General features: G+C 71.2%; 17 protein-coding genes and 1 tRNA gene. 11 read left to right on the plus strand and 7 right to left on the minus strand.

Annotated features, from left to right (window positions below; translation table 11 throughout):
- Positions 1–20: 20 nt before the first annotated feature.
- The 5 genes from OHB09_RS13150 to OHB09_RS13170 all read right to left on the minus strand — a co-directional run bounded on the left by OHB09_RS13150 (position 21) and on the right by OHB09_RS13170 (position 9,107).
- Positions 21–2,600 (minus strand): ABC transporter permease, encoded by a 2,580-nt coding sequence (locus OHB09_RS13150; protein WP_006143809.1) that lies wholly within the window; start codon positions 2,598–2,600, stop codon positions 21–23.
- On the minus strand, positions 2,597–3,385 hold the full coding sequence (locus OHB09_RS13155; protein ID WP_006143810.1) for an ABC transporter ATP-binding protein: 789 nt from the start codon (positions 3,383–3,385) through the stop codon (positions 2,597–2,599). The genes OHB09_RS13150 and OHB09_RS13155 overlap by 4 nt, the downstream gene beginning before the upstream one ends.
- 481 nt (positions 3,386–3,866) lie before the next feature.
- The gene (locus tag OHB09_RS13160) at positions 3,867–4,748 is read right to left on the minus strand and encodes a cellulose-binding protein (RefSeq protein ID WP_234552235.1); all 882 of its coding nucleotides are present in this window, start codon (positions 4,746–4,748) and stop codon (positions 3,867–3,869) included.
- Positions 4,749–5,204: 456 nt separating this feature from the next.
- A complete protein-coding gene (locus tag OHB09_RS13165; RefSeq protein ID WP_328922018.1) occupies positions 5,205–8,081 on the minus strand; it encodes an SUKH-4 family immunity protein in 2,877 nt (958 codons plus the stop codon).
- A 9-nt stretch (positions 8,082–8,090) separates the two neighbouring features.
- Positions 8,091–9,107 carry an SMI1/KNR4 family protein gene (locus OHB09_RS13170; protein ID WP_078631305.1) on the minus strand — a complete coding sequence of 339 codons (1,017 nt, stop codon included), beginning with the start codon at positions 9,105–9,107 and terminating at the stop codon, positions 8,091–8,093.
- Between the two features lie 362 nt (positions 9,108–9,469).
- Between OHB09_RS13170 and OHB09_RS13175 the strand changes: the two genes are divergently transcribed.
- A complete protein-coding gene (locus OHB09_RS13175; protein ID WP_191892314.1) occupies positions 9,470–9,982 on the plus strand; it encodes a YwqJ-related putative deaminase in 513 nt (170 codons plus the stop codon).
- A 49-nt stretch (positions 9,983–10,031) separates the two neighbouring features.
- Entirely contained in the window at positions 10,032–10,529 is a 498-nt protein-coding gene (locus tag OHB09_RS13180; RefSeq protein ID WP_006143815.1) for an SUKH-3 domain-containing protein, read from the plus strand.
- 151 nt (positions 10,530–10,680) lie between these two features.
- Here the strand turns inward: OHB09_RS13180 and OHB09_RS13185 are convergent, their stop codons facing one another.
- A complete protein-coding gene (locus tag OHB09_RS13185) occupies positions 10,681–12,060 on the minus strand; it encodes a sensor histidine kinase (RefSeq protein ID WP_040897011.1) in 1,380 nt (459 codons plus the stop codon).
- A 166-nt stretch (positions 12,061–12,226) separates the two neighbouring features.
- Here OHB09_RS13185 and OHB09_RS13190 point away from each other — a divergent pair, with 166 nt between their 5' ends.
- The 7 genes from OHB09_RS13190 (at position 12,227) to OHB09_RS13220 (ending at position 18,034) form a co-directional block, all read left to right on the plus strand.
- Complete coding sequence (locus OHB09_RS13190; RefSeq protein ID WP_319117849.1) at positions 12,227–13,099, plus strand: hypothetical protein; 873 nt, start codon at positions 12,227–12,229, stop codon at positions 13,097–13,099.
- Positions 13,100–13,113: 14 nt separating this feature from the next.
- A tRNA-Gln gene (locus OHB09_RS13195) sits at positions 13,114–13,190 on the plus strand.
- Positions 13,191–13,300: 110 nt separating this feature from the next.
- Positions 13,301–14,788, plus strand: a complete 1,488-nt coding sequence (gene glmU / locus OHB09_RS13200) for a bifunctional UDP-N-acetylglucosamine diphosphorylase/glucosamine-1-phosphate N-acetyltransferase GlmU (RefSeq protein WP_319117850.1) — start codon at positions 13,301–13,303, stop codon at positions 14,786–14,788.
- Between the two features lie 111 nt (positions 14,789–14,899).
- Entirely contained in the window at positions 14,900–15,880 is a 981-nt protein-coding gene (locus OHB09_RS13205; RefSeq protein ID WP_191854990.1) for a ribose-phosphate diphosphokinase, read from the plus strand.
- 303 nt (positions 15,881–16,183) lie between these two features.
- The gene (locus OHB09_RS13210; protein WP_006143820.1) at positions 16,184–16,777 is read left to right on the plus strand and encodes a 50S ribosomal protein L25/general stress protein Ctc; all 594 of its coding nucleotides are present in this window, start codon (positions 16,184–16,186) and stop codon (positions 16,775–16,777) included.
- Positions 16,778–16,888: 111 nt separating this feature from the next.
- The gene (pth, locus tag OHB09_RS13215) at positions 16,889–17,494 is read left to right on the plus strand and encodes an aminoacyl-tRNA hydrolase (protein ID WP_093599275.1); all 606 of its coding nucleotides are present in this window, start codon (positions 16,889–16,891) and stop codon (positions 17,492–17,494) included.
- 54 nt (positions 17,495–17,548) lie between these two features.
- A complete protein-coding gene (locus OHB09_RS13220) occupies positions 17,549–18,034 on the plus strand; it encodes a hypothetical protein (protein ID WP_006143822.1) in 486 nt (161 codons plus the stop codon).
- Between the two features lie 131 nt (positions 18,035–18,165).
- On the opposite strand, the gene ppc is transcribed toward OHB09_RS13220, so the two are convergent.
- Positions 18,166–20,901 carry a phosphoenolpyruvate carboxylase gene (ppc, locus tag OHB09_RS13225; protein WP_234527489.1) on the minus strand — a complete coding sequence of 912 codons (2,736 nt, stop codon included), beginning with the start codon at positions 20,899–20,901 and terminating at the stop codon, positions 18,166–18,168.
- A gap of 285 nt (positions 20,902–21,186) precedes the next feature.
- On the opposite strand from ppc, the gene OHB09_RS13230 reads away from it, so the two are divergent.
- Together OHB09_RS13230 and OHB09_RS13235 are read left to right on the plus strand one after the other, a co-directional pair.
- Entirely contained in the window at positions 21,187–22,197 is a 1,011-nt protein-coding gene (locus tag OHB09_RS13230; RefSeq protein WP_006143824.1) for an acyl-CoA desaturase, read from the plus strand.
- On the plus strand, positions 22,194–22,871 hold the full coding sequence (locus OHB09_RS13235) for a TetR/AcrR family transcriptional regulator (RefSeq protein ID WP_040897015.1): 678 nt from the start codon (positions 22,194–22,196) through the stop codon (positions 22,869–22,871). The genes OHB09_RS13230 and OHB09_RS13235 overlap by 4 nt, the downstream gene beginning before the upstream one ends.
- Positions 22,872–22,890 lie beyond the last annotated feature (19 nt).

The raw sequence follows: 22,890 nt of genomic DNA on the forward strand, positions 1-22,890 counted from the left end.
TCGCTTTCCGCGGCTGTTGGTCACTCCGTCGCGATGGCGGTCAGCACGTTCATCCGCCCCGCCCGGAACGCCGGCACCAGCGCCGCGAAGAGGCCCACGAACGCCGAGCCCACGAACACCCCGATGATCGTCGGCCACGGGATGTCGAGCACCTTCAGCCCCTCGAGTGCCAGCAGCTTCTGCGCGCTCGCGCCCCAGCCCATGCCGAGCCCGAGGCCGAGCAGCGCGCCGAAGAGGGCGATGACCACCGACTCCAGGCGGATCATCCGCCGCAGCTGCCGCCGCGAGAGACCGATGGCCCGCATGAGGCCGATCTCCCGCGTGCGCTCGACCACCGACAGCGCGAGCGTGTTCACCACGCCCAGCACCGCCACGATGATCGCCAGCGCCAGCAGCCCGTAGATCAGGTTGAGCAGCTGCCCGATCTGGTCCTTGAGCTCCTGCTTGTAGTCGGTCTGGTCGCGCACCGTGTACTGCGGGTAGTCGTGCAGCTCGGCCTTGAGCGCCTTGTACGCGGCGTCCTGCTGCCCCTCCTCGGACGAGCCGAAGAGCACCACGTCCAGCGGCATCCGGTCGGCGGGGACGTACTTCGCCAGGGTGGCGGTGGACGTGTACATCGCACCCTTGTCGATGACCACGTCGTCGCTGGTGATCGCCCGCACGGTCAGCCGCGCCGCGGAGCCGTCCTTGAAGTCGACCTTGATCTTCGAGCCGAGCCGGACGCCGTGGTCCTCGGCGAACTTCTCGTTGACGGACATGGAGTCCGGCTTGTACGCGTCGGCGATGTCACCGGCGACCGTCTTGGTGCGCACGTCCTCGGCGTACGTGGGGTCGGCCGCCGTGATGTCGGTGTCCTTGAGCGTCTTGCCGTCGGGCGTGGTGTAGTCCGCCTCGGTCACCCGGTACTCGGTGACCCGCTCCATCCCCGGCACCGACTTGACGGCCTTGACGGCCTCGGGCGTGATGAGCTGCCCGCTGTCGGACTGGATGATGAAGTCGGTGCCGACGGTCTTGTCGAGCTGGTCCGTGGCCGAGGCGACCATGGAGGAGCCGACCACGGACAGGCAGGCCACCAGGGCGAGGCCGATCATCAGGGCGGCGCCGGTGGCACCGGTGCGGCGCGGGTTGCGCAGGGCGTTGCGCTCGGCCATCCGGCCGACGGACCCGAGGGGCCGCAGCAGCACCGTGCCCAGTACCCGCACGACGCCGCTCGCCAGCAGCGGTCCGACGACGACGAAGCCGATGAGGGTGAGGACCACGCCGAGCCCGAGCCACGCGGACCCCTCGGTCGCCCCGCCGGCCTGGGATGTGGCGTAGAGCGAGACCGCTCCGGCGCCCGTGAGGAGGATGCCGAGGACGGCGCGGACGCGTCCGGCGCGGGCGTCCGCCGGGGCGCCGGCGTCGCGCAGCGCGGCCATCGGCGAGACCTTGCCGGCCCGCCGGGCGGGCAGGTACGCGGCGAGGACGGTGACGATGACGCCGAGGGCGATGCCGGCCACCGGGGTGGTCCAGGCGACGGTCAGGTCGTCGGTGGACAGCTTCATGCCCACCGAGCCCATGACCTTCATCAGCCCGACCGCGATGCCGACCCCCGCCGCGACACCGAGCACGGAGCCGACCACGCCGAGCAGCAGCGCCTCGACCAGCACCGAGCGGTTGACCTGCCGGCGCGAGGAGCCGATGGCCCGCATCAGGCCGATCTCCCGGGTGCGCTGGGCGACCAGCATGGAGAAGGTGTTGATGATCAGGAAGATCCCGACGAGGAAGGCGACTCCGGCGAAGCCGAGCATCGCGTACTTCATGACGTCGAGGAAGCCGCTGAGCTCCTTCTGGTTGGCGTCGGAGACCTCCTTGGCGGTCTGCACCTTGTAGCCGGTGCCGAGCGCGCCCAGGACGTTCTTCTTCAGCGCCGGGTCCGTGACGCCGGCGGCGGCCGTCACGTTGATGCTGGTGAACACGCCCGTCCTGCCGACCAGGGTCTTCTGCGCGGTCGCGGTGTCGAGGTAGAAGATCGCGGCACCGGGGTTGGTGACGGTGAACGCGGCGAAGCCGGAGATCCTCGCCGAGTGCGTGCCGGTCGCGCTGATCACGGAGATCTCGTCGCCGAGCTTCAGGTGGTGCTTGTCGGCGGTGTCGGCGTCCACCATGATCTGGTCCGCGCCCTTGGGTGCCGCTCCGCCGGTGATCTTCATGGTGCGGGCGTCGTTGCCGTTCCAGCTTCCGACGATGGTCGGCGCGCCGCTGGTGGGCGACAGGCTGTCCTTGTCGGCGTCGACGACGGTCACGGAGGAGGAGAACATCGTGCCCTCCGCCGACTTCACGCCCTCGGCGCCGCGCACCTTGCCGACCACGGAGGCCGGGAGCACCGGCGGCCTGCCGGTGTCGGAGGTGGTCTCGCCGCTGTCGGAGGCGTCCTTCGGGGACACGGTCACGTCGGAGGAGGTCGCGGCGAACAGCTTGTCGAACGTCGTGTTCATCGTGTCGGTGAACACGAGCGTGCCGCACACGAACGCCACCGACAGCAGGACCGCCACGGCCGACAGCGCCATGCGTCCCTTGTGCGCGAAGAAGTTGCGCATCGAGGTCTTCAGGACGGTCATGACGTGCGCCCCCGGGCGTCGAAGTCCTTCATGCGGTCCAGGACCTGCTCGGCGGTGGGGTGCCGCATCTCGTCGACGATCCTGCCGTCGGCCAGGTACAGCACCCGGTCCGCGTACGAGGCCGCGACCGGGTCGTGGGTGACCATCACGATGGTCTGGCCCAGCTCGTCGACGGAGGTGCGCAGGAAGCCGAGGACCTCGGCGCCGGCCCGGGAGTCCAGGTTCCCGGTCGGCTCGTCCCCGAAGATGATCTCGGGCCGGGCGGCCAGGGCCCGGGCCACGGCGACGCGCTGCTGCTGGCCGCCGGAGAGCTGGGTGGGCCGGTGCTTGAGCCGCTCGGCGAGACCGACGGTCGCCACCACCCGGTCCAGCCACTCCTTGTCGGGCTTGCGGCCCGCGATGTCCATGGGCAGCGTGATGTTCTCCAGCGCGTTCAGCGTGGGCAGCAGGTTGAACGCCTGGAAGATGAACCCGATCCGGTCCCGTCGCAGCTGCGTGAGCTTCTTGTCCTTCAGGCCGGTTATCTCGGTCTCGTCCAGGTGGATCTGGCCCTCGGTCACGGTGTCGAGCCCGGCGAGGCAGTGCATCAGGGTGGACTTGCCGGACCCCGAGGGACCCATGATCGCGGTGAACTGACCGCGGGCGATGTCCACGTCGACGTGGTCGAGCGCGACGACACGGGTCTCCCCGGAGCCGTACGCCTTCACGACCTGCCGCGCTCGCGCGGCAACGGCCGTACGCCCTCCAGTACCCCCGTGCCTGGGAGTGGTCACAGCCGATGTCACGGTATGTCTCCTATGTAGGTGTGTACTGCGGAAATGCTGTAGATGTGCTTCAGGCGCTCTGGATGCGCGTACGCGCGCCGTCCGGCGCGCGAGTGAGGAGGGACGGTCCGCTCCGCGAGAAGGTGCGGTGCGGGGCCCGAAGCGGTACGTCGACGAGTCTGGCGCCGGCGCCCCCTCGGGCGCGCTGGTGCCGAGCCCCCTCTTCCGCTGGGGAAAACCCCACCCCTTCACCTGCGGTCCGTACGACCCCCGTGCGTCCCGACCGCTCCCCAGCGGCGTAAAGCCAGCCTAAGGAGTTCCCCTCCCGTTTCTCGTCCTCCGGCGGGACGACTGCACCCCCGGCCCTACTACGGAGAATCCCCTAGGGGCCGTCCACCCGTCGGTGGACAACCCTCTCCACCCACTCTCCACCCCCCTCTCCATCCCCCTCCGCGTCCCCTTCTCGCGCCGCCCCTCACGCACCCTCGCGCCGCGGGCGCGTTCACCCTCCCCTGAGGGCGAGCAGGCTGGCCCGCACCTGGTCGATGCGCGCCCGCACGTCGTCCCAGCGCTCCCCGTGCTCCCGCAGCACCCGTTCCGTGTCACGGGCGATGCTCTCCTCGCGGGCCCTGGCCCCGGCCACCAGTTCCTCCGCCCGCGTCCGCGCCTCCGCCTCCGCGCGCTCGGCCTCCTCCACCGCCCGGGCCAGCGCCCGCTCCGCCTCCGCCAGACCGGCCTCCGCCGCGGCCGTGCGCTCCGCGAACCGCGCGTCCAGCTCCGCCGCCCGCCCGGCCGCCTCCCGGTCCACCTCGGCGTACCGCTCCGCCCGCTCGCGCTCATGCTCCTCCAGCAGCCGCCGGCCCCGCTCCCGGGCGTCCCGCACCGCCGCCAGGCTCTCGCCGCGTGCCGCCTTCACCTCGCGCCGGGCGCCGATCCGCACCTCGTCGGCCTCCTCCCGCGCCGCCCGCAGCCGCTCCCCGGCCCGCTCCTCGGCCTCCGCCAGCACCTCCTCGGCATACGCGCGCGCGGCCTCCGCGAGGCGCCGGGCCTCCGCCTCGGCCCCGGCGGCCAGCCGCTCCGCCTCCTCGCGCCCGCGCTCCCGTACGGCCTCCGCCTCCTCGCGCACCGAGGCGAACAGCCGCCGCGCGCCCTCGCCGAGGCTCTCGTACGCCTGCGGGGCGAGGGCCGCCACCGCCTCCCGCAGCGGTCCCAGCTCCTCGTCCATCTCACGGGCCAGCACGGTCAGCCGCGCCGCCCGCTCCCAGGCGGCGTCACGGTCCCGCGAGAGGGCCTCGACGAAGGCGTCGACCCGGTCGGGACGGTAGCCGCGCCGCGCGAGGTCGAACTCGTACCGCGCCGCCGACGGGCCGCTCAGGCTGCTCACCGGGAACTCCTCTCCGCCCGACCCACTGACAAGATGACGAACGGTAAATCAGAAATGATTCCGCACGTATCTGGCGCATATCTTGGTGGATCGGACGGAGCGGCGGACAACGCGACACTCCGGGGAGAAGGGTCGCAAAGGGGCACACGACGGCACGACGAGGGCCCTTCGTTCGGATCAGACCGGCCCGGGAGGCGCGGTGCGTCCTCGGTCGACCTGAGCGGGGTCTGGTGCGTGCGGCTGCAAGGCGGAGGAGGGCGCCAGGGCGGAGCCCTGGCAACCGACGACAACGCCGCAGACGGGCGTGCCGGACCCCGCGACGCCGGGATGATCCGAACGAAGGGCCCTGAGGGCCGGGTGGGGGCGTACGACCCGTACACCCCCACCCGGCCCCGAACGCGATGTCGACACGAGGTCGACACCACGTCAAACGCGTGGTGACGAACCAGCGTCAGCTCACAGCAGTCCGTCCCACATCTGCTCGAGCAGCACCGACCACCAGCTCTCCGGCGAGTTCAGCGCCGCCGGATCCAGCGCGGCGAGCTGCGCCTGGAAGTCGACGGTCCAACGGCCCGCCTGCTCCTGGTTCAGGCCGTAGCGCAGCCGCCACATCCGCCCCAACAGCGCCAGACAACGCGCGAACTCGGGCAGCCCGGTGTTGACGAACTGCGGCGGCGCGGACGCCCCGTCCGGCCCCGCCTCCACCGGCACCGCGACGATGTTCGCCGTCCCGTACTGCACACACAGCGCCTTGCCGAAGTCGCTGCCCATCACCAGGTACGAGCCCGCGTCCGCGGCCGGCCGCACCCCGCGCTCCTGCGCCAGCTCCGCCAGCGTCGGCACCGGACGCCCCGGCTGGGCCTGCGCCCAGAAGAAGGGGCCCATGTCCACCGGCAGCCCGGCCACGACCAGCGTGTGCGCCACGACCGGCGGCACGCCCTGCCGGGAGACCGCCGCCTGGTCGAAGCGGAAGACGCCGGGACCGAAGGCCGCGGCCAGCTCGTGCGCGATCCCCTCCGGGGGGACCGGCGGCGCGGGCGGCACCGGCGGAATCGGCGTTCGCACCGGAGCGGGACGCGCCGGACCGTCCGCCACCTGATGCAACTCCCCCTGATGCGCGAGGAGTTGCTGCATGCCCTGCTGACGGGAGGCGTGGTCCGTGCCGTACGGGGCGATGGAGGTGATCCGGGCGTTGGGCCACTGCTCACCGATCATCCGCGCGCAGTACGCGCCCGGCAGATGGCAGGACTCCAGCTCCGTGTGCAGCTCCAGCACCTGGTCCGACGGCACGTTCAGGCCCCGCAGCTCATGGAAGATCTGCCACTCCGGGTGCGGCGTACCGGGCGCCGACCGGCGGATGAGCTGCTGCTCGGACCCGTCCTGAGCGCGGTAGCGCAGCACCGCCTGGTAGCCGGGGCCGACGGTGGGCTGCCCGGCCGGCGGATAGCCGTACGCTCCACCGGGCGCGCCGGGACCGCCCGGCATGCCCGGAACGGGCGGCGGAGGCGGCGGAGGCGGAACGGCGCCCGGAGGCATCCCGGGGGCGCCCGGCGGGGGCGGCACACCGGGGCCACCCATCGCCGGACCCGCCAGCACGGTCTCGGCATGGTGCACCCCACCGGAACCGGCCGGCGCACCGGGAGCGCCGGGGGCCTGCGGGGCACCCGGGCCGCCCACCGCGGGACCGGCGAGCATCGTCGCCGCATGGTGCACCCCACCCGGAGGCGTACCACCCGGCGCCTGCGGCGGGTTGGCACCGGGAACGCCGGGAGCACCCGGCGGCGGAACCTGAGCACCACCCGGGGAGCCCGGAGCACCCGGCGGGGGCGGCGGGGGCGGAGCTCCCGGACCGCCCACGGACGGACCCGCGAGCATCGTCGCCGCATGGTGCACCCCACCCGGAGGCGTACCCGGCGCCTGCGGAGCACCACCGGCCGGAGCACCAGGAGCACCCGGCGCCTGCGGAGCCCCCGGACCGGCCGGAGCACCAGGGGCACCCGGCGGCGGAACCTGAGCACCACCCGGGGCGCCCGGGGCGCCGGGCGGGGGAGGAACCCCCGGGCCGCCCACGGACGGACCCGCGAGCATCGTCGCCGCGTGATGCACCCCACCCGGAGGCGTACCCGGCGCCTGCAGAGCACCACCGGCCGGAGCACCAGGAGCACCAGGGGCGCTCGGCGACGGCGGCGCGGCAGGGGCGGCATACGGCGCGCCCGGGGCGCCAGGGGCACCCGGCGGCGGCGGAACACTGCCGGAGCCCGTGCCACCCGGCGGCGGGGCCTTGCGGGTCTCGGCCCCGGCGAGACCCGCCGCACCACCGGCCGCGGGCTGCCCGCCCTGCGGCGGATACCCGTACTGCGGAGCGCCCGGACCACCGGGCGCGTTCCCGGCCGGCGGCGCGCCCGGCGCCGGATACCCGTACGAGGACGGGGCCGCCGGACCACCAGGGGTGTCCACGGCCGGGGCGACCGTCGTCGGCGGAAGAGCGCTGCCGCCCGACATCAGCGCCGTCTTGGCCTCCGTCCCCGCAGCCGGGGCGGACTCCTCGTCCGGCGCGCTCAGCGGCGGCGCGAACACCGTCGCCGGCAACGCCACCGAGCGGTCCTCGTCGTCCGCGTCCACGGTGATGTCCGTACCGGTCCAGGGCGTCGCCCCGGGAGGCGCCCCCGGCAGCCGGTCCTGCGGCCCGGCCCCGGCGTCCCGCGCCTCCCCGGCCGTGGGAGCGGGCCACCGCGCGCCCCCCTCGGGAGCCCCCGGCGCATCCGCACCCGCGGACGCCCCCGAAGCCACCGCACGCCCGGCATCCGCACCGGCGCCCACCGTGCCCGCACCACCCGGCTCACCCGCGTCACCCCGCGCGCTCTCCGCGCCCGGCACACCGGCCCCGGCCGTCTCCGGCGCCCCGGCCGCCACACCCGCGGCCCCGCCCGACGTCCGGTCCCGCCGCTGATCCGGAATACCGAGCCGGTCCGCGGCCTCCTGCAACCACTCCGGCGGAGTCAGCAGGAACGACGTCTGATTCAGATCCATCCGCGCCGGCGCCGGCGGCGGCGCGTCCTGCGGAACCGCGTCCGGACGCCCGTACTCCTCCTCGTACCGGCGAATCACCTCGCCCACCGGCAACGAGGGCCACAGCGTCACCTCCCCGCTGTCCCGCGCCAGCACCAGCCGCTGCGCGCCACCGTCCGACCGCGGACCCTCCGCCCGGTCCTCCGCCCACACCACGAACCCGAGCTCGAACTCCCGCACCCGCACCTCACGGTGCTGGTACGCCGGCACATCGCCGTTGATCCACTCCTCGGCGCGCTCCTGCGCCTGCGCGTAGGTCACCATCGTCCGACCTCACTCCCCCGCGCCAGAAACCGCAACGGCACGCGCGAACCCGCCGTCCACCATCAGATTCGCCACCGTCTCCAGCTCCGGCGGAGAACCCGCCAACCGCCCCAGGAACGCGTCGAAGTCATCCCCGCACGGCAGCAGCAACCGCTCCACCCGCTCCGCCGGCGACCACGACGGATCCACGTCCCGCACATCGTCGTACGCGCAGAACCACACCGAGCCGATCCGCTCGCCCTTCACCTTCACCGCCAGCAGACCCCCCTGCACGAACGCCACCCCCAGGTAGTCCTTCGTCAGATGGTCACGCAAGCACTTGTTGACGTACACGAGATCGTTCACCGCCGCCTCGTCCCGCACCGTGAAGAACGGCTGATCCACCAGCAGCCCCAGCTCCGCGTCCAGCGCGGTCCCCACCGGAGCACACCCGCCCGCGGCCTTCAAGAACGACCGATAGGCGCCCGGCAGCCGGTACCCCAGGTCCTCCTCGACCCCCAGCACCTGCTGCTCCGTCACCGCCACCGCCGACTTCGGCAGCCCGAAATGCGCCGGCCGCGTCTCCTGCAGGGGCCGCGTGCCGCGCTTGTCCTGCTCCACCCGCGCCGTCGCGATCCCCCCGTGATGCCGCAACAACGCCTTCACCTCGACCGGCACCAGCTCGAGCCGACGGCCACCGGCCACGTGATGCCACGTCCAGCCGTGCGGCGTCGCCACATTCGGCACCGTGTCCCACAACTCGTGCCCCGAAGCCGCCAACGCCGCGTTCGCCGACACGTAGTCCGTCAACCGCAACTCGTCGACGCCGAAACCCTCCGGCGGCTCCGCGATCTCCGCCGCCGCCCGCGCGTACGGCGAGAAATCCGGATAACCCCGCTCGTCCACCCGCACCCCACCGGGATGCCGCGCGGCCCGGACCGGATCCGGAAAACGCACGACCTGACCGGCATAGGCCACGTTCGGCGGCACGGGTCCCCGGTCCTGGGGGCCGGGTGGAACCCCCAGCCCGAGCCGACCTGTCGTCATGGCGATAGCCCCCTGCGGCGATCCGTAGGACACGTACAGCGTGTTCTGACGTGTTCCGACACCTTCCGACGCCCCGCGCTTCCGCGTCCCGACATCTTCTGGCGTGCACTGACATTGCGGCGACAGCCTATGCGGTACGACGACACCGGTCACCGGCGCTCCGCCCCCGCCCCCCTCCGGCACCCACCCCACACACCGCCCGCACCACCCCACCGACCTCAGGCCCGAACCGTGACCAGCCGTCACCCCACCGTGACGCTACGACGAGACACGGGCGTGTCACACCGCCCCAGCTTCCACAGCGGCCCCACCGTTTGGCAATCTGTCCACACCGGGGGGATGCAAGGGAGGGGTACACCACCATGAACGCGACACAGACGGAAAACCGGACCAACCCGTCCGGAGACCCCCGCATCGGCTGGAGCGCCACCGAGGCCCCACAGGCCCCCACCCTCCACCACCGCCGCGACGGCATCCTCCCCACCATCGCCGCCGCCCTCTCCGTACGCGGCACCACCCTCACCGGCACCGCCGCCCGCGGCGACCAGCCCCCCGCCCTCCACCCCCTCGTCCAGGACTTCCTCGACACCCTCACCAGCACACAACGCGACCGCGCCACCGGACGCTGCGCCGAGACCCTCCTCATCTCCCGGCACCTCACCACCGCCGACGAAGCCCGCAGCAAACGCGCCGCCCGCAAACCCATGACCAACGGCGAAGCCCGCAAAGCACTCAAACACGCCAAACTCACCGCCCGCCGCATCCGCGAGGACGGCGACCCCCTCCACGGCAGCTTCGCCACCCCCTGTCACACCTGCACCGCACTCAGCGCCCACTTCGGCGTCCGCATCGTCGACTCCACCCAACGGAACTGACGACACCCCCCACCCGCCGAAGCCCCGGCCCGCGACGAACGAGAAGCAGATGCACACCGACCGCACCTCCACCACCCGCTTCGCCGTCCCCGTCGACGCCGCACTACGCACCGCCGGCTGGACCCCCGGACGCTGGGACATAAAACAGGCGGAGATCTGGGCCGACACCCTGCGCGAACACACCACACCCGGCGGACACCGACACGCCGTCTTCCCCGCCGCCGTCGAAGCCTGGGCCGAATTCGGCGGCCTCCGCCTCACCGCGCAGGAACCCGGCCGCCAACTCACCCCCCCACCCCTCCACCTCGACCCCCTGCACGGCCTCCACCTCGCCCGCACCCTCGGCGACCTCGGCCGCGCCCTCGACACCCAGCTCTCCCCCCTCGGCGAGGAGACCGACAGCCGCGCCCTCCTGGCCATCGACGCCGAAGGCCGCACCTACGCCCTCGACCACACCGGCGACTGGTACCTCGGCGCCACCATCGACCAGGGACTCACCACCCTGCTCACCGGCATGACCCCGGTCCGCCTCACCACAGCCGCCTGACCCCGCACCACAGCCCGCACACACCCCCCGGTGGGCCCCGGAAACCCGGCCCCCGCGCACCCCTGCGGACCTCGGAAACCGGCCCCCCCCCCCCGCAGGCCCCGAAAACCCCGCCCGGCGACCGCCCCCCGGGCAGCAGAACCGCCCTCCCCTACACCGCCCCCGCCGGAATCACCGCCGACACCCGGAAACCCCCCGCATCCGTCGGCCCCGACACGAACACGCCCCCCAGCGCGGACACCCGCTCCTTCATCCCCACCAGACCGTTCCCCCCACTCGGCAGCCGCGCCCCCTCCGCACCCGGCTCCGACACCGGCGCCGGCTCGTTCTCCACCTGCATCGCGATCTCTGCCGCCCGATGCGCCAGCCGCACATACGTCTTCGCACCCGCCGCATGCTTGTGCACGTTCGTCAACGCCTCCTGCACCACCCGGTACGCCGTCGACTCCACCTCCGGCGCATACCCCCGCGCCTCCCCCTCCACCGACAGATCGACCACCATCCCCGCCGCCGCCGACTGCCCCACCAACTCCTCCAACTCCTCCAGCGTCGGCCCCTCCGGCACCCCCTCACCCCCGCAGGACGACACCTCCTCCACCCGCGAAGCAGCGGCAGCCGCCGCCACCCCCACCGCCGCCAACGGCACCGGCTCCGCCACCCCGTCCGACCCGCCCAGCACCCCACGCCCCCGCGCCGGAAAGCCGTCCCCACTGCGCAGCACCCCGAGCATCTCCCGCAACTCGGTCAACGCCTGCCGCCCCATGTCCCCCACCAGCGCCGCGTTCCGCACCGCCTTCTCCGGATCCTTCCGCGCCACCGCCTGCAACGCCGCCGCGTGCACCACCATCAGACTCACCCGGTGCGCCACCACGTCGTGCATCTCCCGCGCGATCCGCGTCCGCTCCTCATTGCGCGCCCACTCCGCACGCTCCTCCGCACGCTCCGCGAGCAGCACCAACTCACGCTCCAGCGAATCCGCCCGCTCCCGCAGACTCTCCATCAACCGACGCCGCGCCCCCACGTACAGCCCCAGCAGCACCGGCGGAGTCGTCATTCCCAGCGCCGTCGACAACGACAGGAACGGCACGAACCAGTCACTGATCGCCAGATCCCCGTGCGCCACCCCCTGATGCGCCCGCACATACGTCACGATCAGCATCGCGAGGAACGACATCCCCGACAGCGCCCCGATGATCCGCCGGGGCAGCTCGGCGGCCGCCAGCGTGTACAGCCCCACCACACCCAGCAGGAACCCCATCTGCGCCGGCGTGATCGCGATCGCCACCAGCACCACCGCGATCGGCCACTTCCGCCGCAGCACCAGGGACAACCCGGCCAGAAAACCGAACACCATCCCCACGGACTCGGGCAGCCCCGCGTCCTGCGCGAACGGCCACCCCTCCGCCGCGCACTCCACCGCGGACACCGCCGCGAGGCCGACGTCCAGCACCGCCGAACGCCACCGGTCCCACCACCAGGGCCCGCCCCCCGGCGGTGGCGGCCCGGTGTGCTCTTCCCCCGTCGTGGTCATACCCCCAGCCTACGGGCGCCCGCACCGGGTTTTCCGGCGAGTTTCCCGGACTCGCGCCCACCACGCACGGTCACCGAACGAAAGCGAAACGTCCGCATATCCCTCGAACTGCTGAATCACCCCCGTTCGAGCCCGGAATTCACCATTCCGTCCGGACGGTATGCCCATGGCACTTTCCCGCACGAGCACGACAGGCAAGTACGCGGACTTCGAGGCACTGCGAGAACAAGCGGTGGCGCTGCGTCGCTCGGGTCTCAGCCGGCGTCAGATCCGCGACGAGCTGAAGATCCACAACAACGACATCCTCAACCGCCTCCTCCAGGGCGAACCGCCACCGGAGTGGACCAAGCGCCCCAACGCCAAGGACGACCTCCGCGCCAGGGCCAGGGAACTCCGCCTCCAGGGCTGGACCTACGACCGCATCGAGGCGGAGCTGGGCTGCTCACGCAGCTCGGTCTCCCTATGGGTACGCGACCTGCCGAGGCCCCAGCCTCGTGCGTCCTCCGAGCAGGCCAGGTTGGCCGCACAGAAGCGCTGGGAACACGAACTCGCGGTCCGCGAGACGGAACGCTCTCAGGTCAAGGAGACAGCGAGGCAGCAAATCGGCTCTGTGACCGATCGGGAGCTGTTCCTCATCGGGGTCGGGCTCTACTGGGCCGAGGGAGCCAAGGACAAGACGTATGCACGCCGGGAGTACGTCCTGTTCGTCAACAGCGACCCCGGCATGATCGGACTCTTCCTCGCCTGGCTCAGGCTGCTCGGAGTCGAGGAGGAACGCCTGCGCTTCCGCGTGATGATTCACGAGTCGGCCGATGTGGAGGGGGCCGAGAGGTACTGGGCCGACCTCGTGGGCACCGACCCCTCTCGCTTCGACAAGACGACACTCAAGAGGCACAACCCGAAGACGGTGCGCAAGAACGTCGGCGAGAACTACCGCGGCTGCTTGGTGATCAGTGTCGTCAAGAGCGCTGACCTGTACCGCCGCATCGAAGGGTGGTGGTCCGGGATGGTGGTAGCAGCGAACAGGCGAACCACGTAGGCTGACCCCGGCATTCCCGGGTTGCTCTGTCGGTAGGGGCGACTGGACTTTGAATCCAGGTACGACGCAGGTTCGACTCCTGCCCCGGGAGCCGCAGGTTCGGGCCCCGGCTGTCAAGCCGGGGCCCGCTTTTCTGCCCGGCTCATTTCCCCCCGGTATCCTGCGGATGTCCATCTCACCCCATAAGCCGAAGGGCATTCCGTGAGCGCCAACCTTCCCCAGGCTCTCGGCTCGGCTCGAGCAGGGCAGACCCCCCTCGCAGCCGTCGTCGTTCTCGCAGCGGGTGAGGGCACCCGTATGAAGTCGGCCACCCCCAAGGTGCTGCACGACCTCTGCGGCCGTTCCCTCGTCGGCCACGTACTCGCCGCCGCGCGGGAGTTGGAGCCGGAGAACCTGGTCGTCGTCGTGGGCCACGCCCGCGAGCAGGTCACCGCGCACCTCGCCGGCGTGGACGCGGAGGCCCGTACCGCCGTGCAGGCGGAGCAGAACGGCACCGGGCACGCCGTCCGGATGGCGCTGGAGGAGCTCGGCGGTGCCGTGGACGGCACGGTCGTGGTGGTCTGCGGGGACACCCCGCTGCTGACCGGCGGGACGCTGCGCGAGCTGTCCGCCACGCACGCCGCCGACGGCAACGCGGTGACCGTGCTGACTGCGCAGGTGCCGGACGCCACGGGGTACGGCCGGATCGTGCGGGACGGTGCCTCGGGCGCGGTGACGGCGATCGTGGAGCACAAGGACGCCTCGGACTCGCAGCGGGCGATCCGGGAGATCAACTCCGGGGTGTTCGCCTTCGACGGGCAGTTGCTGGCGGACGCGCTGAAGCAGGTGCGGACGGACAACAGCCAGGGCGAGGAGTACCTGACGGACGTGCTGGGGATCCTGCGGGGGGCGGGGCACCGGGTGGGTGCGTGCGTGGCGGGTGATCACCGGGAGATCGCGGGGATCAACAACCGGGTGCAGCTCGCCGAGGCGCGGCGGATCCTGAACGACCGGCTGCTGGAGCGGGCGATGCTGGCGGGTGTGACGGTGGTGGATCCGGCGTCGACGTGGGTGGATGTGACGGTGACGTTCGAGCGGGACGCGGTGGTGCTGCCGGGTACGCAGTTGCTGGGCGCGACGCATGTGGGTGAGGGCGCGGAGGTGGGTCCGAACTCGCGGTTGAGTGACACCCGGGTGGGTGCGGGTGCGCGGGTGGACAACACGGTGGCGGTGGAGGCCGAGGTGGGGCCGGGGGCGTCGGTGGGTCCGTTCGCGTATTTGCGTCCGGGGTCGCGGCTCGGGGTGAAGTCGAAGGTCGGTACGTTCGTGGAGACGAAGAACTCCTCGATCGGTGAGGGGACGAAGGTGCCGCACCTGTCGTATGTGGGGGATGCGACGATCGGCGAGTATTCGAACATCGGTGCGGCGAGTGTGTTCGTGAACTATGACGGTGAGCACAAGCACCACACGGTGGTCGGTTCGCACTGCAAGACGGGTTCGGACAACATGTTTGTGGCGCCTGTCACGGTCGGGGACGGGGCCTACACGGCCGCGGGTTCGGTGATCACGAAGGATGTGCCGCCCGGTTCGCTGGCCGTGGCGCGGGGCCAGCAGCGGAACATCGAGGGCTGGGTGGCCCGCAAGCGTCCCGGGAGTGCGGCCGCGAAGGCGGCGGAGGCGGCGTCCCGGGAGCCGGGTGGCGAAGGCTGACCGGAAACAGGTGCGTCTGCGTGGGCGTACCGTGATAAGTGCACATCCGCACCCCACCCAGCTGTGGCGTTTCGCTGTGCCCAGCTGTGACACCTCTGAGGAGACTGTGCTGTGACCGGGATCAAGACGACCGGCGAGAAGAAGATGATGTTCTTCTCCGGCCGCGCCCACCCCGAGCTTGCCGAGGAGATCGCCCAGCAGCTGGGTGTCGGGGTCGTCCCGACGAAGGCCTTCGACTTCGCCAATGGCGAGATCTATGTGCGGTATCAGGAGTCGGCGCGTGGCGCGGACTGTTTCCTGATCCAGAGCCACACGGCGCCGATCAACAAGTGGATCATGGAGCAGTTGATCATGATCGACGCGTTGAAGCGTGCGTCGGCGCGTTCGATCACGGTGATCGTGCCGTTCTACGGTTATGCGCGGCAGGACAAGAAGCACCGTGGGCGTGAGCCGATCTCGGCGCGTCTGATCGCGGATCTGATGAAGACGGCGGGTGCGGACCGGATCCTGACCGTGGATCTGCACACGGATCAGATCCAGGGTTTCTTCGACGGTCCGGTGGATCATCTGTTCGCGCTGCCGCTGCTGGCGGACTATGTGAAGCGCAAGGTGGACCGTTCGAAGCTGACGGTGGTGTCGCCGGACGCGGGCCGGGTGCGGGTGGCGGACCGGTGGTGCGACCGGCTGGGGGCGCCGCTGGCGATCGTGCACAAGCGGCGGGACAAGGACGTGGCGAACCAGGTCACGGTGCACGAGGTGGTCGGTGATGTGAAGGGCCGCATCTGTGTCCTGGTGGACGACATGATCGACACGGGTGGGACGATCTGTGCCGCGGCGGACGCGTTGTTCGCGCACGGTGCGGAGGACGTGATCGTGACGGCGACGCACGGTGTGCTCTCGGGTCCGGCGGCGGACCGGTTGAAGAACTCGCGGGTGAGTGAGTTCGTGTTCACGAACACGCTGCCGACTCCGGGTGAGCTGCACGAGGAGCTGGACAAGATCACGGTGTTGTCGATCGCGCCGACGATCGCGAGTGCGGCGCGTGAGGTGTTCGAGGACGGTTCGGTGACGAGCCTCTTCGACGAGCAGTGACGCGCGGTGGCAGGTGAGCGCGCGAGCAGTCGCGTGCGGTGAGGTGCGGGTGCCGACGCATCTGCAGTGAGGTTTCTGCGGCTCCGGCCGGTCTCCGTCGAGGGGGCCGGCCGGAGATCGTTTTGGGTGCGGCCTCCCGCGCCGAGTAGACTGCCCGCGTTGCTCGGCGAGGGAGGCCGTACGCGTGTGCATCGCACGTGTGTGCGGCGGTCCGTTATCGACGCGCTCTTCGTAGCAGGCCGTTCGTTGGCCGGGTGACCGACTTCTTTCCGTCACCGTCTTCTTCTACGAGGAGTGATCGTCATGTCCGAGGTGAAGCTCGCCGCCGCCAAGCGCACCGAGTTCGGCAAGGGTGCCGCCCGCCGCATCCGCCGCGAGGACAAGGTTCCGGGTGTGCTCTACGGGCACGGTTCCGACCCGATCCACCTGACCCTTCCGGGCCACGAGCTGCTGCTGGCGCTGCGTACGCCGAACGTCCTGATCGCGCTGGACATCGAGGGCGAGGGCCAGGAGCTGGCCATCCCGAAGTCGGTGCAGCGTGACCCGATCAAGGGCTTCCTGGAGCACGTCGACCTGCAGCTCGTGCAGCGCGGCGAGAAGGTCAACGTCGAGATCTACGTGAACACCGAGGGTGAACTGGCTCCGGGCGGCAACCTGCTCGAGCACGTGCTGAACACGCTGCCGGTCGAGGCCGAGGCCACGCACATCCCCGAGTCGGTCACCGTGTCCGTGGAGGGTCTGGCGGCCGGAGACTCCGTCCTGGCCAAGGACATCCCGCTTCCGTCCGGCACCAAGCTGGGCGTCGACGGGGACACCGTGGTGCTGCAGGTCCTGGCCGCGCAGGCCGAGGAGGCCGCGGAGGGCGAGGGCGAGGGCGACGAGGCCGCCGAGGCCTGAGCCACGGCTCCAGCCTGACGTCCGTGTGCGCCGGCCGCTGTTCCCGTCGGGGGCAGCGGCCGGCGTGTGTTCGTATCCGTACGCGTGTGGGCACGCGCGGCGCTGAGGAGGATGGACGTGACGACCGACGAGGCCGCGGCTCCGTGGCTGGTCGTGGGCCTGGGCAATCCGGGTCCCGAGTACGCCATGAACCGGCACAACGTGGGGTTCATGGTGGCGGATCTGCTGGCCGGGCGGACGGGGGGCCGGTTCAAGCGGGCCGCGCGGGCGCAGGCGCAGGTGGTGGAGGGGCGGATGGGTCCGCCGGGTCCGGGGAGCCGGCGGGTGGTGCTGGTGAAGCCGATGTCGTACATGAACCTCTCGGGCGGTCCGGTGAACGCGCTGCGGGAGTTCTACAAGGTGCCGTTGTCGCACGTGGTGGCGGTGCACGACGAGTTGGACATCGACTACGGGGTGCTGCGGCTGAAGCGGGGCGGCGGGGACAACGGGCACAACGGGCTGAAGTCGATGACGAAGGCGATGGGGGCGGAGTACCACCGGGTGCGGTGCGGGATCGGGCGGCCGCCGGGGCGGATGCAGGTGGCGGACTTCGTGCTGAAGGACTTCTCCTCGGCGGAGCGCAAGGAGCTGGACTGGTTCGTGGACCGGGCGGCGGACGCGGTGGAGTGTCTGGTGGCGGAGGGGCTGGAGAGGGCGCAGAACACGTACAACTCGTGACTTGTCTCCTTCGCGAGTTGACCGGGTGTGCGGGCATGGCCAAGGATCACGGCCATGCCTTCTGCCGTCTCCTCCCGGGGCACTCTCGCGTTGTTGTTCGGACAGCGTGCGCTGATGGCGGTGGTGACCGGGTTGATCCTGGTCGGCGGGGTGTGGGGGTCGTGGGGGACCGCGCAGTACGTGATGCTCACCAAGGGGCGTGAGCGGGGCACGGTCGTGGTGGCGGACTGTTCGCAGGATGCGTGCACGGGACCGTACCGGCCGGTGTCGGCGGGTTCGGTGGCGCGCCCGAGGGTGCGGCTGGACACGTCGGTGGGGGTGCGCACGGGTGAGGTCCTGACCGTGGTGGTGAAGCCGGGGACGGACGAGGTGGTGCGCTCGGGTCCGGCCGGGGTGCTGTACGCGTGGCTTCCGCTGGGGGGTGCGCTGGTGCTGGCCGGTGTGGTGGTGGCGGGCGGGTTGCGGCTGCGGCGTACGGCGTGGGTGATGGGCGGCTCGGGGCTGGCGCTGGTGACGGCGGCGTTCGTGGCGCTGCACTAAGGGCTGTCCCGTGATCCCTGGCCGGCGGGGAGGCGCGGTACGTCTTCGGCCGGCCCGAGCGGGGGTGAACGCGGCGGTGCCCCGGCATGACGTGCATGCCGGGGCACCGCCGTGTCGTGCGTGGGTGCGGGTCAGCCGGTGTTGCGCAGGCCGGCGGCGACTCCGTTGACGGTGAGCAGCAGGGCGCGGCCGAGCAGCGGGTCGGCTTCCTCGCCGGCCTCGGCGGCGTCGCGCTGGCGCTTGAGGAGGGCGACCTGGAGGTAGGAGATCGGGTCGAGGTAGGCGTCGCGGATGGCGAAGGTCTGCTTGAGGACGGGTTGTGCGTCGAGGAGTTCGGGTTCGCCGGTGATCTTGAGGACTTCGGCGACGGTGAGTTCGTGTTCGGTCTTGATGGTGTCGAAGACGTGCTTGAGGTTCTCGGGCACGAGGGTGTCGACGTAGTGCTGGGCGATGCGCAGGTCGGTCTTGGCGAGGGTCATCTCGACGTTGGAGATGAAGTTGCGGAAGAAGTGCCACTGTTCGTGCATCTCGCTGAGCACGGTGTCGAGGCCGGCCTCGCGCAGGGCCTTGAGTCCGGAGCCGACGCCGAACCAGCCGGGGACGATCTGGCGGGACTGGGTCCAGCCGAACACCCAGGGGATGGCGCGCAGTCCGTCGAGGGAGACGCCGGAGCCGGGGCGGCGGGAGGGCCGGGAGCCGAGGTGGAGATCGGCGAGCTGGTCGACGGGGGTGGAGGCGAGGAAGTACGTCGGCAGGTCGGGGTCTTCGACGAAGGCGCGGTAGGAGGCGTGGGCGGCGTCGGAGACGACGTCCATGGCGGCGTCCCAGCGGGCGAGGGCCTCGACGGACTGGCGGGGTGCGGTGTGCAGGGCGGAGGCCTGCAGGGTGGCGGCCACGGTGAGTTCGAGGTTCTCCCTGGCCAGGGAGGGGATGAGGTACTTGTCGGAGATGACCTCGCCCTGTTCGGTGACCTTGATCTCGCCTTCGAGGGTGCCCCAGGGCTGGGCGAGGATGGCGTCGTGGGTGGGGCCGCCGCCGCGGCCGACGGTGCCGCCGCGGCCGTGGAAGAGGCGCAGGCGTACGCCGTAGCGGTGGGCGACGTCGCGCAGTCGGCGCTGGGCGCGGTGGATCTCCCACTGGCTGGTGGTGATGCCGCCGAACTTGGAGGAGTCGGAGTAGCCGAGCATGACTTCCTGAACGTCGCCCCGGAGCGCGACGAGGCGCCGGTAGGACGGGTCGGAGAGCATGTCCTCGAGGATGGTGTCGGCGGCCTTGAGTTCGTCGGTGGTCTCCAGGAGGGGGACGATGCCGATCCTGGCCCAGCCGGCGTGGAGGTCCATGAGGCCGGCCTCGCGGGCGAGGACGGCGGCGGCGAAGACGTCGTCGGCGCCCTGGCACATGGAGATGATGTAGGACTCGATGACCTCGGGGCCGAAGACCTCCAGGGCGCGCTTGACGGTGAGGAAGACGCCGAGGGTCTTCTCGCCGGCGGCGTCGAGGGGGGCGGGGGTGGGGCCGAGGGGGCGGCGGGAGCGGAGTTCCTTGGCGAGGAGCTTGGCGCGGTAGTCGCGGGGCATGTCGGCGTAGCGCCAGGATTCCTCGCCGAGCCGGTCGAACATCTGGCCGAGGGCGTGGTGGTGGGCGTCGGCGTGTTCGCGGACGTCCATGGTGGCGAGCTGGAGGCCGAAGGCGGCGAGGGTGCGGATGGTGCGGTTCATCCGGCCGTCGGCGAAGAGGGCGCCGCGGTGGGCGCGCAGGGATTCCTGGACGACGGTGAGGTCGTGGAGGAGTTCGGTGGTGCCGAGGTAGTCGCGGCCCTCTTCGTGGGGGGTGCCCTTGGCGAGGCGCTGCTTGGTGTTCTCCAGCTTCTGCCGGATGCAGGTGGCCTTGAGGCGGTAGGGCTCTTCGGCGTTGAGGCGCTTGTAGCGGGGGCTGATCTCGGGGAGGCGGTCGAGGTCGGCCTTGAGGGAGTCGAGGAGTTCCTCGGTGGCGCCGGTGTAGCGGATGGAGTTGGAGAGGAAGCCGCGGAGTTCGTCGATGGTCTCCAGGGCGTCGTTGATGCCGTGTTCGTGCTGGAGGATCAGGACGTCCCAGGTGACGGCGGGGGTGACGTTGGGGTTGCCGTCGCGGTCGCCGCCGATCCAGGTGCCGAAGGTGAGGGGGCGGCTGCCTTCGGGGAGCTTGAAGCCGACGCGTTCGAGTTCGGCGGTGAGGTCCTCGAGGACGTCGCCGACGGCGCCGGCGTGGAGTTCGTCGAGGTAGTAGATGGCGTTGCGGGCCTCGTCGGTGGGTTCGGGGTGGACGACGCGGAGTTCGTCGGTCTGCCAGACGAGGTCGATGTTCTCGGCCAGTCGGGTGTCGTGGCGGCGGCGGTCGGACTCGATGACGGGGGTTTCGAGGAGGGCCGCGATGCGCCGGAGCTTGTTGAGGACGGAGCGGCGGGCGGCCTCGGTGGGGTGTGCGGTGAAGACGGGGCGCACGTTGAGGTGGCGCACGGTCTCGCGCACGTGTTCGGGGTCGACGTCCTTGAGCCTGTCGGCGGTGCGGGAGAGCAGTCCGCCCTCGGCGGCGCGGCGGGCGCGCAGTTCGCGGCCGCGGTGGACCTGCTCGGTGACGTTGGCGAGGTGGAAGTAGGTGGAGAAGGCGCGGACCAGCTTGGCGGCGGTCTCCAGTTCGGTGCCGCGCAGCAGCTCGGCCGCGGCCTCGCCGTCCTCGCGGGTGAGTCTGCGGACCCGTTCGACCAGTTCCAGCAGCTCGGGGCCCTCCTGGCGGACGAGGGTCTCGCCCAGGAGGTCGCCCAGTCGCCGGATGTCGGCGCGGAGTTCGTTGTTCGTGGTCGTGGTCGTCTGGTCGTCGGCACTGCTCACAGGTGCGGCTCCTTGCAGTGTTGAAGCTCGTCTGGGAGGGAACCCGGATGCGGCCGGGCGGCTGGACCGCTTCGGCGGCCGGGCATCCGGGCAGGAATCAGAGCGGACCACGCTGTCCGACCGAGTCCAAGGATAGGTGGCCATGCGGACGCGCAGTCGGTTGGGCTCTTGCCGCGAGGTGACGCGCTGCCATACTTACGTTGCCGTAGGTTACGGAACCGTAGGGAAGCCTGCGTCCCCGGGCCCGGCACCTGACAGGATCCTCGACCCCCCAGGGGACGCTTCATGACCACAAGTTCCGACGTGATCGGCGACGCGCAGGGCGCGTCACCGGACTCCCCCCTCCCGTCCGCCACTCTCGGTGGCGAGCAGAAGCGTTCGATCGAGCAGATCACGCTGCTTCTCTTCATCACGGTTCCGTTCCTGGCGCTCGTGGCGGCCGTGCCGCTGGCCTGGGGCTGGGGCGTGAGCTGGCTCGACATCGGTCTGCTGGTCTTCTTCTACTACCTCGGGTGCCACGGCATCACCATCGGTTTCCACCGGCACTTCACGCACGGCTCGTTCAAGGCGAAGCGACCGCTGAAGATCGCGCTGGCGATCGCCGGGTCGATGGCGGTGGAGGGGCCGCTGGTGCGGTGGGTGGCGGACCACCGCCGGCACCACAAGTTCTCCGACGCGGAGGGCGACCCGCACTCGCCGTGGCGGTACGGGGAGACGGTCCCGGCGCTGATGAAGGGCCTGGTCTGGGCGCACATCGGCTGGATGTTCGACGAGGAGCAGACCCCGCAGGAGAAGTACGCGCCGGACCTGGTCAAGGACCCGGCGATGCGGGCGATCTCCCGGCAGTTCGTGCTGTGGACGGTCCTGTCGCTGGCGCTGCCGGCGCTGATCGGCGGTCTGGTGACGATGTCCTGGTGGGGTGCGGCGACCGCGTTCTTCTGGGGTTCACTCGTCCGGGTGGCGCTGCTGCACCATGTGACCTGGTCGATCAACTCGATCTGCCACGCGGTGGGCAAGCGGCCCTTCAGGTCCCGGGACCGTTCGGGCAACGTGTGGTGGCTGGCGGTGCTGTCCTGCGGGGAGTCCTGGCACAACCTGCACCACGCCGACCCGACCTCCGCGCGGCACGGTGTGATGCGCGGGCAGCTCGACTCCTCGGCGCGGATCATCCGCTGGTGCGAGCAGCTCGGCTGGGCCTATGACGTGCGCTGGCCGTCACGCTCGCGTATCGATTCCAAGCGGAACGCCGGTGGGGGCAGCGCCCGGCGCAAGGAGGAGACGGCGCAGGCGGCATGATGGTCGCTGTGGCGACCGACTCGAGCAGCACCCCCAGCAATGACAAGCCGCGGCGGCCGCGCCGCACCCGGATGACCGGAGCGGAGCGCCGTCAGCAGTTGCTCGAGATCGGCCGCACGCTGTTCGCCACCAAGGGGTTCGAGGGCACGTCGGTGGAGGAGATCGCCGCCAAGGCCGGGGTGTCCAAACCGGTGGTGTACGAGCATTTCGGCGGCAAGGAGGGTCTGTACGCGGTGGTCGTCGATCGCGAGATGCGGCGGCTGCTCGACATGGTCACCGGTTCGCTGACCGCCGGGCATCCGCGCGAGCTGCTCGAACAGGCCGCGTTCGCCCTGCTGGACTACATCGAGGAGTCCACGGACGGTTTCCGCATCCTCGTCCGGGACTCCCCCATCCCCCAGTCGACGGGTTCGTTCGCCTCGCTGATCTCGGACATCGCCACCAAGGTGGAGGACATCCTGGGCCGCGAGTTCAAGAGCCGGGGCTTCGAACCGAAGCTGGCGCCGCTGTACGCGCAGGCCCTGGTCGGCATGGTCGCTCTGACCGGCCAGTGGTGGCTGGACGTCCGCCGTCCGAAGAAGGCCGAGGTCGCCGCGCATCTGGTCAATCTGGCCTGGCACGGGCTGGACGGTCTTGAGCCGAAGCCGCGGCTGATAGGCCACCGCAAGAACTGACCCGGGCGGGAGGGGACGG

Origin of the sequence: Streptomyces griseoaurantiacus, assembly GCF_036189845.1 — a bacterium.
Classification (GTDB): Bacteria; Actinomycetota; Actinomycetes; order Streptomycetales; family Streptomycetaceae; genus Streptomyces; species Streptomyces griseoaurantiacus.

Coding starts and splice junctions, on each gene's coding strand:
- OHB09_RS13150 (WP_006143809.1), bottom strand. CDS start 2,600: ATGACCGTCCTGAAGACCTCGATGCGCAACTTCTTCGCGCACAAGGGA.
- OHB09_RS13165 (WP_328922018.1), bottom strand. CDS start 8,081: ATGGTGACCTACGCGCAGGCGCAGGAGCGCGCCGAGGAGTGGATCAAC.
- OHB09_RS13170 (WP_078631305.1), bottom strand. CDS start 9,107: ATGACGACAGGTCGGCTCGGGCTGGGGGTTCCACCCGGCCCCCAGGAC.
- OHB09_RS13175 (WP_191892314.1), top strand. CDS start 9,470: ATGAACGCGACACAGACGGAAAACCGGACCAACCCGTCCGGAGACCCC.
- OHB09_RS13180 (WP_006143815.1), top strand. CDS start 10,032: ATGCACACCGACCGCACCTCCACCACCCGCTTCGCCGTCCCCGTCGAC.
- OHB09_RS13185 (WP_040897011.1), bottom strand. CDS start 12,060: ATGACCACGACGGGGGAAGAGCACACCGGGCCGCCACCGCCGGGGGGC.
- OHB09_RS13190 (WP_319117849.1), top strand. CDS start 12,227: ATGGCACTTTCCCGCACGAGCACGACAGGCAAGTACGCGGACTTCGAG.
- OHB09_RS13210 (WP_006143820.1), top strand. CDS start 16,184: ATGTCCGAGGTGAAGCTCGCCGCCGCCAAGCGCACCGAGTTCGGCAAG.
- pth (WP_093599275.1), top strand. CDS start 16,889: ATGGACGTGACGACCGACGAGGCCGCGGCTCCGTGGCTGGTCGTGGGC.
- OHB09_RS13220 (WP_006143822.1), top strand. CDS start 17,549: ATGCCTTCTGCCGTCTCCTCCCGGGGCACTCTCGCGTTGTTGTTCGGA.
- OHB09_RS13230 (WP_006143824.1), top strand. CDS start 21,187: ATGACCACAAGTTCCGACGTGATCGGCGACGCGCAGGGCGCGTCACCG.
- OHB09_RS13235 (WP_040897015.1), top strand. CDS start 22,194: ATGATGGTCGCTGTGGCGACCGACTCGAGCAGCACCCCCAGCAATGAC.